The 16,674-nt window shown below is 37.6% G+C and carries 16 protein-coding genes and 1 pseudogene; 5 read left to right on the top strand and 12 right to left on the bottom strand.

Features of this window, described 5'->3' with window-relative positions; translation table 11 throughout:
- Positions 1-39: 39 nt before the first annotated feature.
- Entirely contained in the window at positions 40-351 is a 312-nt protein-coding gene (locus MHH87_RS18190) for a hypothetical protein (protein WP_340751191.1), read from the bottom strand.
- On the opposite strand from MHH87_RS18190, the gene MHH87_RS18990 reads away from it, so the two are divergent.
- Positions 300-437, top strand: coding sequence for an ATP-binding protein (locus tag MHH87_RS18990; protein ID WP_445683136.1), 138 nt, complete (start codon positions 300-302; stop codon positions 435-437). The genes MHH87_RS18190 and MHH87_RS18990 overlap by 52 nt on opposite strands.
- A gap of 63 nt (positions 438-500) precedes the next feature.
- Here MHH87_RS18990 and MHH87_RS18185 read toward each other — a convergent pair whose 3' ends face one another.
- From MHH87_RS18185 to MHH87_RS18170, 5 genes are all read right to left on the bottom strand, one after another.
- Positions 501-1,712: a glutathionylspermidine synthase family protein gene (locus tag MHH87_RS18185; RefSeq protein WP_340751189.1), complete on the bottom strand. Its 1,212-nt coding sequence runs from the start codon at positions 1,710-1,712 to the stop codon at positions 501-503.
- A 2-nt stretch (positions 1,713-1,714) separates the two neighbouring features.
- On the bottom strand, positions 1,715-2,170 hold the full coding sequence (locus MHH87_RS18180) for an RNA helicase (RefSeq protein WP_340751187.1): 456 nt from the start codon (positions 2,168-2,170) through the stop codon (positions 1,715-1,717).
- 23 nt (positions 2,171-2,193) lie between these two features.
- Positions 2,194-2,592, bottom strand: a complete 399-nt coding sequence (locus MHH87_RS18175; RefSeq protein WP_340751185.1) for a DUF350 domain-containing protein — start codon at positions 2,590-2,592, stop codon at positions 2,194-2,196.
- Between the two features lie 501 nt (positions 2,593-3,093).
- Positions 3,094-3,324 (bottom strand): transposase, encoded by a 231-nt coding sequence (locus MHH87_RS18985; protein WP_445683139.1) that lies wholly within the window; start codon positions 3,322-3,324, stop codon positions 3,094-3,096.
- A gap of 198 nt (positions 3,325-3,522) precedes the next feature.
- On the bottom strand, positions 3,523-4,455 hold the full coding sequence (locus MHH87_RS18170) for an alpha/beta fold hydrolase (RefSeq protein WP_340751182.1): 933 nt from the start codon (positions 4,453-4,455) through the stop codon (positions 3,523-3,525).
- A 189-nt stretch (positions 4,456-4,644) separates the two neighbouring features.
- Between MHH87_RS18170 and MHH87_RS18165 the strand changes: the two genes are divergently transcribed.
- Positions 4,645-5,604, top strand: a complete 960-nt coding sequence (locus tag MHH87_RS18165) for an Abi family protein (protein WP_340751180.1) — start codon at positions 4,645-4,647, stop codon at positions 5,602-5,604.
- A gap of 301 nt (positions 5,605-5,905) precedes the next feature.
- Here the strand turns inward: MHH87_RS18165 and MHH87_RS18160 are convergent, their stop codons facing one another.
- The 6 genes from MHH87_RS18160 to MHH87_RS18135 form a co-directional block, all read right to left on the bottom strand.
- Positions 5,906-6,592, bottom strand: a complete 687-nt coding sequence (locus MHH87_RS18160; RefSeq protein WP_340751178.1) for an ABC transporter ATP-binding protein — start codon at positions 6,590-6,592, stop codon at positions 5,906-5,908.
- Position 6,593: 1 nt separating this feature from the next.
- Positions 6,594-7,628 (bottom strand): ABC transporter permease, encoded by a 1,035-nt coding sequence (locus tag MHH87_RS18155; RefSeq protein ID WP_340751176.1) that lies wholly within the window; start codon positions 7,626-7,628, stop codon positions 6,594-6,596.
- 179 nt (positions 7,629-7,807) lie between these two features.
- Positions 7,808-9,604, bottom strand: coding sequence for an ABC transporter ATP-binding protein/permease (locus MHH87_RS18150; protein WP_340751174.1), 1,797 nt, complete (start codon positions 9,602-9,604; stop codon positions 7,808-7,810).
- Entirely contained in the window at positions 9,604-11,547 is a 1,944-nt protein-coding gene (locus MHH87_RS18145; RefSeq protein WP_340751172.1) for an ATP-binding cassette domain-containing protein, read from the bottom strand. The genes MHH87_RS18150 and MHH87_RS18145 overlap by 1 nt, the downstream gene beginning before the upstream one ends.
- Before the next feature lie 26 nt (positions 11,548-11,573).
- The gene (locus MHH87_RS18140) at positions 11,574-12,245 is read right to left on the bottom strand and encodes an ATP-binding cassette domain-containing protein (RefSeq protein WP_340751170.1); all 672 of its coding nucleotides are present in this window, start codon (positions 12,243-12,245) and stop codon (positions 11,574-11,576) included.
- Positions 12,246-12,258: 13 nt separating this feature from the next.
- The gene (locus tag MHH87_RS18135) at positions 12,259-13,635 is read right to left on the bottom strand and encodes an ABC transporter permease (RefSeq protein ID WP_340751168.1); all 1,377 of its coding nucleotides are present in this window, start codon (positions 13,633-13,635) and stop codon (positions 12,259-12,261) included.
- A 139-nt stretch (positions 13,636-13,774) separates the two neighbouring features.
- Between MHH87_RS18135 and MHH87_RS18130 the strand changes: the two genes are divergently transcribed.
- From MHH87_RS18130 to MHH87_RS18120, 3 genes and pseudogenes are all read left to right on the top strand, one after another.
- Positions 13,775-14,464 (top strand): response regulator transcription factor, encoded by a 690-nt coding sequence (locus tag MHH87_RS18130; RefSeq protein ID WP_340751167.1) that lies wholly within the window; start codon positions 13,775-13,777, stop codon positions 14,462-14,464.
- Entirely contained in the window at positions 14,457-15,632 is a 1,176-nt protein-coding gene (locus MHH87_RS18125; RefSeq protein WP_340751165.1) for a sensor histidine kinase, read from the top strand. Before MHH87_RS18130 ends, MHH87_RS18125 begins: the two co-directional genes overlap by 8 nt.
- A gap of 197 nt (positions 15,633-15,829) precedes the next feature.
- Positions 15,830-16,506 (top strand): annotated as a pseudogene (locus tag MHH87_RS18120) (class I SAM-dependent methyltransferase); the annotation flags it as partial.
- Between the last annotated feature and the right edge of the window lie 168 nt (positions 16,507-16,674).

Raw genomic sequence — 16,674 nt, 5'->3', positions numbered from 1 at the left:
ATAAAGCCTCCTTATATGGAAATCTAGCGTCGTTAAATCCTATTCCATTTCGATTTGCGCAGAATAGAAAAGTTTTCCGAAGAATGGCAACGTTTTTTTTGCTGCATCTTTCGCCAAGGTTGGTTTTCTAGCAATATATGGTGCTTGTTCAATGTGTTTTCCGCTGATAGTAGGGGCGATATCTTTTTTTAATGGTATGAGGATCTCTTCTATTTTTGCTGTTAATGCCTTGTTTTTCTGCACCGGCTGTTCCGTTAGCCCTAAAAACTTTTCTACTTCTTGCAAAGATTCGGTAAGAAATGTATTGTTTTGTTGGTGGAGAAAGGTTAGGCTTATCAATCGTGAAAACAATGGTTGAAAAACACAAAGGCACGATAAGTGTGGCCAGCAAATTGAACGTTGGCACAATATTTGAAGTGAATTTACCAAGAAAATAATGCACAAACCAACGTATACAGAAAGCCCGAACTAAGAATAATTTCTCGGTTCGAGCTTACTTTTTACTTTATTCCTAATGGCAAATAATACGAAAGGTTATTTGTAATTTGACCGCCTACGCGATACCCTATCGCCCCCGCCTTGCCATTCAACAAAAAGCTACCTATAAGCAATTGTCCGTGTTGAACGCCCTTGTTACTCTGGAATTGCGTTTTGGGTTGTTCAATAAAGCGCTGATAGATTGGCGTGTATTGACGATACGACTTCTGATTATCCTCTAACAGTAAATTACCGGAGCCATTAAAGATTTCAACCGTATCGCCTTCTCGTCCAAACGATGGCTTTTTAACGTATGAAATATTCTGCTCAATAAATGGAATTGCTTCAAAATATGTAGGAAGGAAATATTCATCAATCCATTCATGCTCAATACTCGTAAAGAAAGGATTTTTTTCTTCGTGCAAGCCCCATATGATAGCTTGCACCGCTTTATTTTGAAGTAAAAAGGCTTCAGGTGGATTTAGAATGACTAATTTCTTCTGCTCGACTAACTCTAACAACCACAATCCAATTGCATTACCTTCTGCGTCCGTGTCCTGGATTAAGTTCTCAATAGGAAACGTTTGGCGATATAAAATATCAATTTGTTTATCGTTTTCATCAAAGAGCCCCACACCTTGGCGAATTTTGAGCTGGTGAAGTGGCGTAAACGTAGCATTTGGTATCCCTTCCATCAAATATAAAACAGTATTATAGTCTTCTACATTAGCTTCATGAGCCGTAAAAACAATATGTGGATCTGGCTGACCAGAACTTACTTTCAAGCTCGTTTGTACTGCCCTTTTCAATAATTCATCCATCTGTTCATTAGGATTACTAGCATTAAATTCAGCGCATACCGCAGCATTTACGGAAAACAACTCTTTAATAAAAGTGGGTGTATCTGAATTGATTTCGATACATTTGTAACTGCCCTTGTAAGGAATAAGGTCTAATCGGGAAATAACACTTGGCACCGGTAAAGTCTGCAAGCGAATAAAAGAGAGCGTTTCCTTTGGATAACCCATTTCAAGTAAGGTTTCATCGGGAACATTACGTAGCAAAGTAACCGTTTTGAAATAGATCGCGCCAATTCGCTCACTAGCAAGGCGAACATGAGCGACTTCTTCTGCTGTCATATACTTAATATCATAGAGTGCATATTCTTCATCGTAAAGGTTCGCCCAAAAGCCCTCAATCGTATCGTAAAATTGTTGTCGTTTCGTCTGATACATGATTAAGCCCCTTCTAAATCGGTTACATAAAGAACATAAGCGCCTCGATCTTCGTCGATTTCATTCGACGTTACGAGCATTTGACCAACCATTGGAATGTCTACAATATCTTTTAATAAATAATGCATAACATCAAAATGGGTATTGCAGGGCATTCGTGAAATTAAACGATAGTTTTCTTTTTCATTCGGGCTGCGGAATTCAAGGTGAATCCCTTCTCCATGATAACTACGCTCATGCTCACCAGGTAAGTTACGGCCAAGTTCTTTAACAACAATCACATTATGTCCGTTTTCCATCTCATTCGACGTACGTTCATATTGAGTCCCTCGGTAGATGAAATATGTACAAAGTTGGCGGGCATAAAATTCATCGGCGCCTACATGTTCACTTGAATATTCAACAAAGGGCTCAAAGTTTCCGTTCCCTTTATCTATGTAATAAATCAATTTTCCCAAAACATCTCACCTCAATCAATCAATTAATAAGTAAGACACTTCGCCACAATCCAGCCTACTGCTAATGAAAGTGTCATTAAAAGTGTGCCAATTGCACGGTTATCTTCTTCAATTGCTTTTTGAATGCTAAAGCGAATCGTTATAACTTCCGCTAAGAAAAATACAATAACCTGTGCCAGCATGCCAATCAAGCCCCAAACAACCATATCCATAATCGAAACAGAATATTCCGCAGCAGAACCAAGTACAAAGGCTAACCCTAAGACTTTACCGCCTAGTAATAACGAAGCTGATACATTTTTTTCTGCAATTAATTTGAATTCATTAATTTTTGGTGTGCTAAGTGCAAATAACAACATACCAATTACTAATAACCCAACGCCTACACCAAGATAAGCTAAAAAATTAAGATATAAATTCACAATTATTCTCCTTTAAATTAAATTAGCTCAACTACCGCTACTAGATGAGCCGCTCCCAAAACCTGAACTTGATTTTGTAGACCCGAAAGATGAGCTTTGACTGCTATTGTTAGAAGTGCCACTATTTGAATAAGAAGGCGTTGAGGTAGTACCAGTGCCTTTATTGAAGGCGGGGGAACTATTTCGATAACTGTTGCCAGCAGCGCTATTTAGCAAGCCATTCACCGATCTGTAATAACTCCCACCATAATAATAATGCCCGAAATGACTTGAATTTTGGTCATCACATTCCCACAAGCCATCATCGGAATCCCAATCCCAATTCCGACAACTAGCATCTGTAGGTTGAGGGGGGATGCTACCATTCGAATATTGATTATTATTCGAATAATTGTTCGTCGAATTACACCCGGCTAAAACAAGCGTAAGTGCAGTTGTTGTAACACCAAGTAAAACATTTTTTGTCTTAGTCAAAAAAATCAAAACTCCTTTTCACTGTTTCTAACATGTACGGATTTGATAATAAAAAAGATTCAGTCGTCTATTCACCTTTCCCTTCTTTAGAAGAAACGTTTCAATCGCATCTTCTGAAATTGCACCAATCATTTCTAGGTAAAAGCTATTTGCCCATAAACGACCTTTCCCGCATGTGGATATAAGTGCTGGAAATTCAATAAATAATTTTCCAGCAGAAATACCCTTCAACATGTTAGCAATGAAAGATGGCGCTATTTTTGTTGGAGTAGCTAAAGCTTATTTTACTAATATGGCTGTCCTAGAATGGGATTTTTCTCGTTTTTAAATTCCTCCCTCTATAAATGTTGGTATATCAATGGCTCCTAAAAATTCTCCTCATTTTACCATATACTGCACTAGACGATACTTCAAAGAATGGATGAGCTGTACTAGAAACAACGACCATAGATGCAATTAGAAGGAAGGATCGTTAACCAGGCAAGTTATTGATTCAATCAAAATATCTGGTCTATCCATATGTATGGAATGACTTGCATCTTTCGCTACTATCAATTTACTATTTTGAGAAAGCTTTACTTGGTCCGTAATTAGTTCTTGCCATGTTTCTTCAAATAACCGTAACTCCGCCTCTGGTAAGCCATCCTCCGTGCCTAACCTAATGGTATGTTCTTTATCACGACCAATTACAATTAAAGGTACATTAGGAAATTCCCCTAGGTTCTTGATCGTATCTGCGTCTTTCTTCCAGTTGGTAATTTCAGAATGCATTGCTTTGTATAAATGAGGATTAATCTGGAAATCTAGTAAACGTTGTTGGACATCCAAAGGGAATTGTTTTTGTTTTATTGTAAGCGTGGGATTAATGATTTTTCTTAATTCTTCCTGTGTCATTAAAGAATAAGAACCACATTTTTCCGCCCAAACCTCATCAGTTGAACCTCCATTCAAAACGGGTATATCCAACTCGTCTAAGACCTTTAAGTCAACAGAAGTTGAATCTACTAATACGATTCCTGCCACCTTTCTAGGATGCACTTTCACAAAATGCTGGGTACATAAACCACCATAGGAATGACCAACTACTATCACGGGTTCAAGTATGCCAAGTAGAAGCATCAACTCATTTAATTCGTTTACGACCGCCTGTGTATTACGGACTTCCTGTCGAATTTCACTCGCACCTAGCCCAGGTCTATGAAACAGTACTACTCGATTTGATTTACTTAATGACTCCGTAACATCGTACCACTCATCAAATGAGCAACCCATCCCTGTAAGGATAATGATTGGCGTACCATTTGTTCCTTTTTGAAAAACCTCAATCTTATTATGATTAATTGTTAGAAATTCTCTAATATGAATCACCTCTTGCGTATTTTTTAACATGGTTATTTATAAACGTAACTGTCCATCGGTGACATCAAACCAACCTCCACTTCCAGTGTGGGATAGTACGTTTATTATTTTGTCAGTATCTTGATAATGCATTTTACATATACTATAATGATCTTACCGATCCGGTCCATTTCCTTACGAGGTATGGGCCATTTTTCTGTTTAGGGGTGAATTAATAAATTGAAACCATTTAAAACTCATCGCCAACAATTAGCAATTTTAAGAGCTAGGGGTCTTAAAATAAACAATGGCTCTAAAGCGTTACGTATCCTTGAAAATGAAAGCTATTATGCTGTAATAAACGGCTACAAGGACTTTTTTTTAGTAAAGGATGCGATAGCGAAAAATAAAATACCCGAAACTTACATACCTAATGCTACATTTGAAGAAATCTATGAATTATATAGTTTCGATAGAGATTTGAGAAATACTCTATTAGAATACCTTTTAAAATTTGAATCTAATATAAAATCAAAAATTGCCTATCGTTTTTCTGAAAAATACAAAGAACCACATGCGTATTTAATTTTAAAAAACTATACGCGCCATCAAACTAAATTAAAAGACGTTTTAAGTTTAATTTCCACCATCTCAAATACTATTTCAAAAAATGGAAAGAAAAAAGGATCGATTGCGCATTATTTGGACAAACATGATGGTGTACCTTTGTGGGTGCTAGTAAACTATTTGACAATTGGAAACATGCAGTATTTCTACAGTTGCCTCGACAACTCGCTACAGAATACCATCGCTAAAGATTTTGCTATTTCTTATAAACGCGATTATGGGAACGTAATTCACTATACACCGGATATGTTAGAAAGCACTTTGAAAACTGTAACGTATTTTAGAAATGTATGTGCTCACGAAGAGCGTCTTTATAATTTCAAATTACATAAGCCTGCTCCTTCTGCGGATATCGCCAAAGCCTTATCTCTTGGAATTCATTTACTAGATAAAGGGAATATTTTTACGGTACTATCCTTTTTGAAACTCGTATTGCCTAAAAAGGAACATCAGAAAATGATTAAAAATATTACTAAGATAATTTGTACTTACTCACCTAAGTTTAATTCCATTAGTTTCGACGCTATTCTGTTAGAAATGGGATTAGTGGACAAATGGAACGAATTAATATAACATCTATTTAATTTTATTAACCACCGATTATAGATGAAATGGATAGGCCCCCTAAATTAACGTTTAGGGGGCTTCATTGTGTTTATGTACGCTTCTAAAAGATTTGGATACGCTTGGTTGAATTACGCTGCTCAGAAAAGCGTTCATCACGAGCATAGAGGCAACGAAATACGGTTTCTTTTCGATTGCGGTTTGCGCAGAATGGAAAAGTTTTTGAGAAGAATGGCACCATTTTTATCCGCAAAAAAACCACAACCCAAAAGGCTGTGGTAGTTCGAAATGTTAGATTGAAGTGTAGGATTTAATCTACATTTTGCACAATTAGACCATCGCTCATTTTGATGATTTGATCCGCATAAGAGAGCATTTCTTCATCATGTGTCACCATTAGCGTAGTAATGTTTAGTGTTTTCGTTAAATCTCTGATCAACATCATCACATCTTTCGAGCGCTTGGAATCTAAACTTGCCGTGGGTTCATCGGCGAAAAGAACTTTCGGTTTATGAATTATTGCGCGGGCAATAGCCACCCGTTGTTTCTCCCCACCTGACAATGAAGAAGGGTAGGCCTGTTTTCGATGGTCCATTCCAACTAATTGGAGGATGCGATTCACTTCCTTGTTTTTTTCGTGTTTCTTTAATTTCGATTCAGAAACGTCTAGCATTAGCAGTAGTTGTTCTTCTACAGTAAGGAAAGGAACCAGGTGTGCAAATTGAAAAACAAAGCCAAATTTACTTGCGCGTACTTTTCGAACTTGCTCTGCACTCATGGCAGTCATATTATTGCCTTCGAATCGAACTTGCCCATCGGATGACGGTTGAAGTCCCGCAGCGATTGTAAGGAGTGTACTTTTACCAGAGCCTGATGCACCCACTAATGCGGTAATTTCACCTTCTCTAAGGGTAAGGTTGATTCCTTTTAGTATTTCTTCCGATACTTCTCCGTTCGTAAACGTTTTTCGAACATTATCAATTGTAAATAGCGTCATATTAAGCCTCTCCTTGCTGTATCGCTTGTAATGGTTCGATTTTTTTGATTTGTATACCTGAGAGTGTCGCGCCGATAAATCCGATAACTAAGAAAACGATGGACAATTGCGTCGTTGTTTCAAAGGTTAAACTAAAAGGCATTCCTTTTGGTGCAATCATATTGAAAACTTGACTGAGTGTAACCGACAGAATCAGTGAAATGACGGTAATAACCAGCATTTGCGTCCAAATCATTTTGAATAACGTACTTGTTTTTAACCCAATTGCTTTTAAAATACCGTATAACCCAATTTTTTGAACGTTCATCATGTAGAAGAAGATTGCAAACAACATGCCACTAATGACGACTAAAAACCAAATAATCATATTTAAAGACATCTGTTCTGCGCTATAACTTGGGTTTGTACCTAGGAACTCTTTAGTAGAAAATGACTGTAATCCATCAATTTCATGTGAAACATCCCCATCCGGCACGAAAACAAGTTGCATTGCTTCCACGCGGTACATTTCTTTGTAATCCTCCATACTAATATAAGCAACAGGGGCATGACTGTATTTCTTTTGATCGACAAAGCCCTTTACAACAAACTCGCCACTAAATTGATTGTTCGTTAAGGTATCGCCTACTTTTATACCTGCTTCCTTCAATGAGCTATCTAATAGTATTTCCCCAGGTTTCACATTTTCAAATAACTTTGAATCAGTAGAGGTCACAAAAGCTACGCCTTGCTGCTTATCCGACGCATCATTTACAAAGCCCATTTGAATTGAGAACGCGACAGCATCCTTTTGATTGGTTAATAGTTCATCTTGGATACTACGATCGATTCTTGACAGAGTATATGTTTCATCTGCGTCTGCACTCATATAAAATTGTCCTTCGGGTAAATCTTTAATGAGGGCAGCATTGTCTTGTGATAAGCCATTTGCCAAACCAGAAATAATAAAAGTTAGTAAACTAACGAGAAATACAATGGAACCTAAAATCAAAAATTTTACTTTATTTTTCTTAATATCTTTCCAAGCGAGGTTCATAATTAACCCCTCCAATCTGTTGATACTCATAGAATACAGGGCCTATCTGAACTGAAGATGAACAAATGATTACAGTTGAAGTAATTCTGTAATTATTTCGCCGTGGAGCTTTGATTAAAGTAGCGTAAATGCAAATAGTGCCCACGGAAAAATATGTGGGCACTACATCATGAACTATCTTACTTTCTCAACGCGACAGCAGGCTCTGTCTGAATTAACTTGTGGCTCGCGATCATGCTCATTCCAATAACAACAACACCTGTGGAAAGGATTGATAGTACGATTTGGAATGGGGTGATGATCAAAGCCCAATTGAAAATCAGGCCGACTAAATACGTACAGCCAATGAGGACAGCTTGAGAAATAGCTGACATGGCTGCTAAAAGTAAATTTTCACTGATAATTATTTTCCGTATGGTACCTTTATTAAAGCCCAAAGCGGACAGCAGCCCTATTTCCTTGTATCTTGAATTTTGCAGTTTGATCAGTAATACGGTACTGATCAACAAACCAATTGCTAAGATTAAAATAGAAACGATTAAGAACAAACGGCTAAGATTGTTAAATGTATTTTGCAAAACTTCTACTTCTTTGGCTGCAGTTTTACTGTCGACTTTTTTATCAGTAAGCATTTGACTAACTGGCACAATATCTTCAAAGTTCTTTACATCATAACTGATTGAGTAGTTTTTTTCGTTTTTCACATTTTGGTAAAATTCCTGTTCGATATAGGAGCTTACAAAGAAATCATCGTACCCTGCATTGAAAATACCGCTTATCGTAAGCGTGTATTCTTGACCCGCATAATTTAAGGTAACTTCTTTACCAATCAAACTACTAATATCATTTTCAAATTTTTTAGCGAGGCTCGGACTAAGTGCTATTTCCTTTTTACCTATTTTGGGCATAGCACCATATGACATCTTTTCAGTAGCCTTTGCCATTGGGTATTTTTCTGCTAAAGCTTCCGTTTTATCGCCCAACTTTAACGTTACATCCGTTATTTTGTATTGATAATACACATTTTCGATACGCTCATCGGATTTCAACAAGTCAATAACTGTTCCATCATCCTCACCTTTAATATAACCGTTGTTAAAGGCAGTGTTTTTATCTTGAAAATCCGAAATATTCTTGTCCATTATATTCCCAGAAGATAAAGACAACATAAATACAAGGATACCAATGGAAATTGCCAAACTGACAGCCATATAGCGTGTAATATTCACTTTGAAGTTCTTAAGCCCTCGCTTGAACGCAGCTATTTTAATCGGGTTATTGATACTGAGTTTATTATTACTAGTAAGAGCTGGTTGAATGTCGGTCTCTTTAGCAATCATTTTGCCGTTTTCAATGTGAATGACTTCATCTGCCAAGCTACAAATCTTTTGATCATGCGTAATGACAATCACCAAACGGTCTTTTGAAATCTCTTTTAAAAGTTCCATAATTTCATTCGAGTTCTTACGGTCTAATGCTCCTGTCGGCTCATCCGCCAAGATGATACGAGGATTACTAATCAACGCTCTTGCAATCGCCACTCGTTGCTTTTGACCACCCGAAAGATTTTCGATTTTTTCATCAGTCTTTTGTGATAAGCCCAGTTTATTTAGCAGTTCTTTGGCATTTTCACTATTTTCTTCTTCACTTGCAGTATTTAGCTCACAAGAAAGCAAGATGTTTTCAAGAACGGTATATCCGCTTAAAAGATGGTAGTTTTGAAAGATAAACCCGATATTTTCTCTGCGATACGCACACAATTCATCGGCATTCATTTTGCTGATTGAAGTACCCCAAACCGTAATATCACCGCTGTAATCGCTGTCGAAGCCGGCAACCATGTTAAGCAGCGTGCTTTTCCCGGAACCCGATGCCCCTAAAAGGCAAACAAGTCCTTTGCTCGGAAAGGTAAAACTTGTATCATCGAGAATAAGAGAATGATCATATCGCTTTGAAAGGTTATTGATCTGTATCACTATCGGTCACCTGTCTTCAAAGCTGTGGTTGTATTCGTCTTTAGGATGGCGATTGCCGTTGTAAAGTAAGCAACAACGCCTACTAAAGCAATCAATAGCACGCCCGAAAACAACATCTTAGAATTTAGCATACTTGCGCTGAACAAGCCTTTCGTAGCCATATTGATCAGCGGTGATGTAATAAGCAGTAACAAACTTGCTGTCATGAATTCTGTTATTTTTTCGGTCAAGTTAAGCAGACTCAAATGAGTATTGGTAAAGCCACTGACTTTATAAATTGCAAATTCTCTTCTTCTCATAAAACCTGTGATAAGGGAAATCGCAATAACCATAACGACAGACAAAATTCCTATGAACATACTGGCGGAGTTGGACTGTTCGGTTGTTTGCTCATTTAATCTAACAATATCTTCAACTAGCTCAAATCTGCCAAGAGGTACAATGCCATTTGCGTTAAGTTCGTCTTTAATGGCAATCATATCAGTAGGCGTCTTTGCTCGAATAAGAAAATTCATTGGGTTATGTTCAATTCCTGCTTGTCCTCTCAAATCGTCAAGTGCAGCTTTGCTGAAGAAGAAAGAGTCATCAACGGTAAACGCTGTCATTTCCCCTTCATATTCATAATAGACAGTATTATCTGCAACACCTACGATTGTTGCGGTAATGGATGCGTCTTTTAAAACAGGCTCACCTGTGTCCCAATTGTAAATACCACTGCTAAAATCAATTTCTTTGCCGATTGCTTGCTCGTTTGATATGCCCAATGTTTTAACAAAATTTTCTGGAACAACAATCTCGTTGTCTTTACCTGTCGGCATTTTTCCTGCTACTAACGTATTGATCGACGGAGCAGTACCTGTTCCTTGTATTTGATATTCTGTGCCGCTAACAGTGATTTTGATAGTATCAAACGCTTGTAAAAAAGCAGTAAAATCAACGCGCTCATCCCCTACATAGTGATCATATAAACCACCAATATCCTGTGTAACATCAGCGTTCGGCGTTTCTCCTTGATTATCGCTTGCACCTTCAGCGCTCATAAAACTGCCAATGATACTTATATCTTTAAGTCCTTCGCCATAAGTATCAATCAGCTTGTCAAAATCACCTTGACTACTGTCCTCGATTGTCCCATTGCCAGTTGTCAGCAACAATGTACCTGCAACCATTAGGGAAAGAGTTGATACTAAAAATCGGCTAAATTTCCTTTTGACATTCGATTTCGTGAGTGAGAAAGCGTTTTTGATCGATAAGCGAGGACTTTCACCGTATTTAGGACTTTCTTTTATAGTTACAATTTCTTGTGGGGATGCAATCGTTTCTCCCTCATCCAAGTCTAAAACCCTTGATTTATGATCAATCAACTTGGTATCGTGGGTGACAATGATGACTGTCCTGTTTTTAGAAATCGCTTTCAGAATATCCATTGTTGTTTTTGCAGTTTTTTCATCCAATGCACTAGTTGGTTCATCCGCAATAATAACCTGTGGATCTTTCATAAGCTCTCTGGCGATAGCAACACGCTGTTTTTGACCACCCGAAAGATATTTCACTTTTTGATGCGCAAGGTCAATTATTTCGAGGTCTTTTAAAATCATTTCAGCGTTCTTTTGATTTTTCTTCTTTTTTAAGTACTGTGGCAACAACACATTGTCTAAAACCGATGAATCTTCGAGCAGATTAAAATCCTGCCAAACAAAGCCGAAAATATTGTTGTAAAAATAGCTTTTTTCATTGGACGTTAATTCTTTAATGCGCTTACCGCAATAGTAAACTTCGCCATCAAAATCTTGTTCCATCCCACTAATGATTTTCAAAAGTGTCGTTTTACCACTACCTGAAGCACCGACGATAAAATTCAGTCCTTTTCCCATTGTAAGGGAAATATTATCCAAAGCGAATTCGCCGTTATATTGTTTGGATACATTTTTAAGTTCAAACATTAGTTTAGTTCCTTCCTTGCTCTAATTTAGTTTTTCTTCACAAGCGATAGATTGCCATTTGAAATGCCCCAAATTTCATTTGCGTAATCTGCCACCTTTTTGGAGTGAGTGACAATGATGACGCACTTATTTTCATTTTCGGAAAGGGCAGTGAGTATTTTCATAATGCTTTCTTCCGTTTCGGTATCTAAGTTTCCTGTGGGCTCGTCTGCAATGAGAATGTCAGGATTGTGAGATAAAGCTCGTGCAATCCCAATGCGCTGTTGTTCACCACCGCTTAATTTTAATACCTTTCGATCGGCCGTTTCTTGATCAATCCCGACACTTTGCAATAAGGAATAAGCATATTCTTTTTTATTGGCTACTTTAATCCCGCTAATGTCAATGGAGAGCATAATGTTTTCAAGGGCTGTAGCATTGGTAAGCAAATTATAGCTTTGAAAAATAACACCGATTTTATTTGAACGGTAGTGATCACGATCAATGGTTTTTATATTCTCACCGTTATAAAGGATTTCGCCCTCTTTACAGAGGTCAAGTCCCGAAAGCAAAGCTAAAAGAGTCGTTTTACCGGAGCCTGATTTGCCGACGATGGCATAAGTTTTTTTCTCCTCAAATTCGATCTTGATCTTATTAAGAACTTTCTTTTTAGTGCCGTCATACACATAAGACAGGTTGTTTACTGCTAATACACTCATGTTCATTTTCTCCTTAATTTCTTTCTGACAGAATTTTTATAGGCTCATATTTCGTGATATACACAAGTGACATTGCACTTGAGATGATGACAAGCAAGCCACCAATAAGGAGCATCCCTACAATAACGCTTGCATCTAATTGAACATTTAATGAGTTAATGATTTCATCTGTATTAGGCATAGCTGCATTGGAGCCGCCTAAATTCCCACCCATATTTTCCATTTGCTCTTGTCTCTGCTCAATTTGGTCGGCAAGAAGTTGATCTGATATAGGCTGTGCTGTAAGGCTCCCCACGCCAAGTCCGATAGTAACCGCAACCATTGTGACAAGAATTGATTCATATAATAAGGATTTAATAACCTGGAATTTTTTCATTCCGATCGCTCTTAAAACACCAATTTCATATTTGCGTTCTCTAAGAGCAATAAGATTAAGTAGAATCAGAATAATGCCACCTAAACTAAGCACTACGAGTAAGAAAACGGTGCTTATCTTTTGCACGCTTTCAACCGGTCCTGCAATCTGTTTATACAGATATTCGTTATTTGTTAATGAGTAATACTCACTTAGACCTTTTCCTTGAGCTTCCGTAGTAAAAGCATCTAAATCATCGGGGGAGTTTAAGAAATACTTAATACGTGACATTGTACTTGCTTCTTTTCCTACAAGTCCTGTTGCTGTTTCGTAAGTCGTTAAGATTTCATTTTTTCGTGTCATATATGGATCTTTAAAAGCATAGTCGCCCATGTTGTCTGTTGTTAGGTCTTTAAAAATACCTGTGATTGTAAGGCTGACATCTTTATTCACATCGGCCATTGAACGAACGGTAATGGCATCACCCACTTTTAACCTGTTTTGCTGGGCCAAATCTTCACTGATTACAATGTCATTATCTTTTTCAAATATTTTGCCCGCTATTATTTTGCGTTCGCCTTTTTTAAATTCTTCAAACAACTCATAGGACGAGCTTCCAATTACTTTTAAATTTGGAGGGCCAATATCAGGAGCTCCACCTTCAGCATTTCCGCTACCTTGCAGTGCTGCATCCTCCTGTTGATTTAGGGCCTTGATTTTTGATACAGCAGGCGCTTCTAAATAAAAGTAGTGGTCTTTTACATAGTCGGAATCTGCGTATTTTTTAAGCTGATCTATCGTTACTTCGGGAACATCTGTGGTCATTCCATCTTCGTAAAGTTTTGAATAATCCAGCTCAACATTGATTTCACTACCAAATTGATTTTTATAATCGGTTAGGATACTACTTGTTGCACTGTTAATGACCAATGAAATGACACAAGTGATCGCGATAATGACCAATACCGTACCGACTAAAAGGTTTCTTCCTTTGTTTCTTTTAATGTTCTTTGTTGCGTTTTTTAAAATATACATTTTTTGTTCCTCCTAAACTTGTGTCACCATTGTATAAAAAACGATGTTAAACCCCTGTTAAGGGATTTTCTTCGTGTTAAATGCTTAACATAGATTTAACACATACTTACAGTACAATAGAAAAAGAGGTGATTTTGGGATGAGAATTCTGATTGTAGAAGACGAGCTTGATTTGCAGGAAGCGATGGCAGATGGGCTTAGAATAGATGGGTATGCAGTGGATACGTGTGACAACGGTGAAACGGCTTACGAGCTTTTATATGAAATAAATTACGATTTGGTTGTACTTGACTTAAACCTCCCGAAAATGGATGGATTAGAGGTGTTAGAAAAGATACGTGATGAAAAGTCGGAATTAAAGGTACTCATTCTCAGTGCGAGAAGTAGTGTTCATGACAAAGTGAAAGGCTTAGACATCGGGGCAAATGATTATTTGGCGAAGCCATTTGATTTTGCCGAGTTGGAAGCCAGAATACGAAATTTGTTAAGGCGAAAGTTTGTGCAAGAAAGGACGACGCTTTTCTGCGGTGCAATTACAGTGGATTTATCAAAGCGTATTGTCATCGTTAACGAAAATGAACTAGCACTGACAAAAAAAGAATTTGCCTTGCTTGAATACCTTTTGCTAAACAAAGAGCGAGTGGTTAGCCAAGAAGAACTGATTGAACATGTTTGGGATCAGCATGCGGATAGCTTTAGTGGTGCGATTCGGGTTCATATTGCAACGCTCCGCAAGAAGCTAAAAGCGGTGTTAAACTATGACCCAATCGGTACGAAAATCGGCGAAGGTTACTTTTTATTAGAAAAGGGTGGGGATGTACATGCTTGAAAAAATGCCCATTCGGTGGCGACTTACTGTGATGACCGTTACTCTTTTAACGGTTTGTTGTGTAGGCCTTACCCTCATACTTAATTTTTCTGCTGCAAGAATGGCGACAAGAATTGATGCAACCGCCGTATTACCTGCACTAGAGGTTGGCGAAGAAGGATGGGCTCATGAAAGCGCTCCCTCAGCGTCAAGTAGCATGACCGCTCCCATTCCTTCAGAGGATGCCGAAAAAGCAAGAATGGATTTTACAATGGAAAGCATTATGTATATGCTGTTAGTCATTGTGAGCGGGGGATTTCTAACCTACTATCTCTCGGGCAAGGCATTAAAACCGCTTCACACGCTAAACGGACAAGTAAAAAACATGAATGTGCAAAATTTAGCTGAAACCTTATCCGTACCGCCTTCAAAGGATGAAATAGCAGAGCTTACGGTCACATTTAATGCAATGACGGATCAGCTGGCTAATTCGTTTATGATGCAACAAAGATTCTCCGCCAGTGCTGCCCACGAGCTTCGAACACCTCTTGCTGTGTTACAAACAAAGGTGGATGTATTTAAGAAGAAAAAAAACCATACAAACGAGGAATATGATGCGCTTATTGCGGTGATTGAAAAGCAGACGAAGCGCTTGAGAGGGCTCGTCGCTAGCCTTTTAGATATGACGAATATGGATGATAATCTTGAGCAAAGCAGCATTTGCGTAAAGGATATTTTCGAGGATATTATTGCAGAGCTTTCTCACATCGCTAAAGATAAGCAGGTTTCGCTGGCTTTAGCGTGTGATAATAGCGTTGTTTTGGGGAACACGGACTTATTGTATCGTGCTTTTTACAACCTTGTCGAAAACGGCATTAAGTACAATATTGATGGTGGGGCAGTTGAGGTGGTTGTAAATAGATTGAGTAAGGAACAGGTTTCAATCAAAATTAAAGATACAGGCATCGGGATTGCCGAAAAAGAAAAAAAGAATATATTTGAACCTTTTTATCGTGTTGACAAATCACGCTCCCGTCAAATGGGTGGTATAGGCCTTGGTCTTGCAACGGTTGACAGCATTATCAAAAAGCATAACGGGTCGATTACGGTGATCGATAATGAAAATAAAGGGACTTGCTTTAATATAATCTTAAATATGGGATCGTCACCTGAACAGGTTCGTGGCTAAGAGCTGTAGTGAATCATTTCTTCTGTTGTTAACTGCACCTGTCATTCGCGCTTTTACTACTGCTCATTTACTATCCGCTGAATCATTTGTTTGCCCATGCTAAAACACCTCTGATTAGGTGTACGTATTTTCAACGTACCCGAATCAGAGGTGTTTTGTGTTGTCTTATAAAATTATGTTAGTCCAATTTTGTAGAAGGGAAAGAACTTGAGTTTTTTTATCTTTTGTAAAAGACAAAAAGATGAAAGTGTTAGAACCTATGTGTGGAAACGGTAGAATGCTGATTCCTTTTATGCAAAAAGGAATCGATATTAAGGGATTTGATATTTCAGAAGAAATGCTGCGAGTATGTAAACTAAAAGGTCAGAAATTAAACCTTAAACCTGATGTTTCTTATGGGAAAATAGAAGAATTTAAAGGCGACAAAAATTATGATTTAATTATGATACCATTCGGTTCTTTTTCACTATTGCCAGATGAATTAGCGAAAGATAGTCTTGCTAACATGAAAACTATTTTAAAAGAAGATGGGAAATTACTATTAACTGTTATGACAGACACAGGTACAGTTAACGATATTTCTGATTGGATTGAAACGAATAGACATTACCTTGATAACAACGAGATTGTTGAATACAAGAAAGTCAATTATGACCAAGCAAGTAAGATGTTAAATACAAAATTGAAATATCAATTAGTTAAAAGCGGGCAAATAGAGAAAACAGAAATAATGGATTTCCCTATTCGTCTTTATGAATCAGGTGAATTTAAAAAAATTCTTAAGACTAATGGATTTGATAAAATTGTTCTCCATGAAGTTATTAATGGATATGGAGAAGGAAGTTCATTTCTTGTATTTGAGTGTTCAATATAGTGTAGTTCTTTAGTTAAACAATCGGCTGCCTTTAAGGGGTAGCTTTTTCTTATTGGACTAACGAGCACATTAGCGGAAGAATAATATTTAACTTGTGTCAAAAATGAGCCAGATGGTTGAGAATCCCAATCAAAAAGAGTTGGGTATTTATGTTAAAATATTGCGAAT

Source organism: Solibacillus sp. FSL H8-0538 (assembly GCF_038003525.1).
GTDB lineage: Bacteria > Bacillota > Bacilli > Bacillales_A > Planococcaceae > JBBOPI01.
This window is presented reverse-complemented; position numbering and strand designations above follow the sequence as displayed.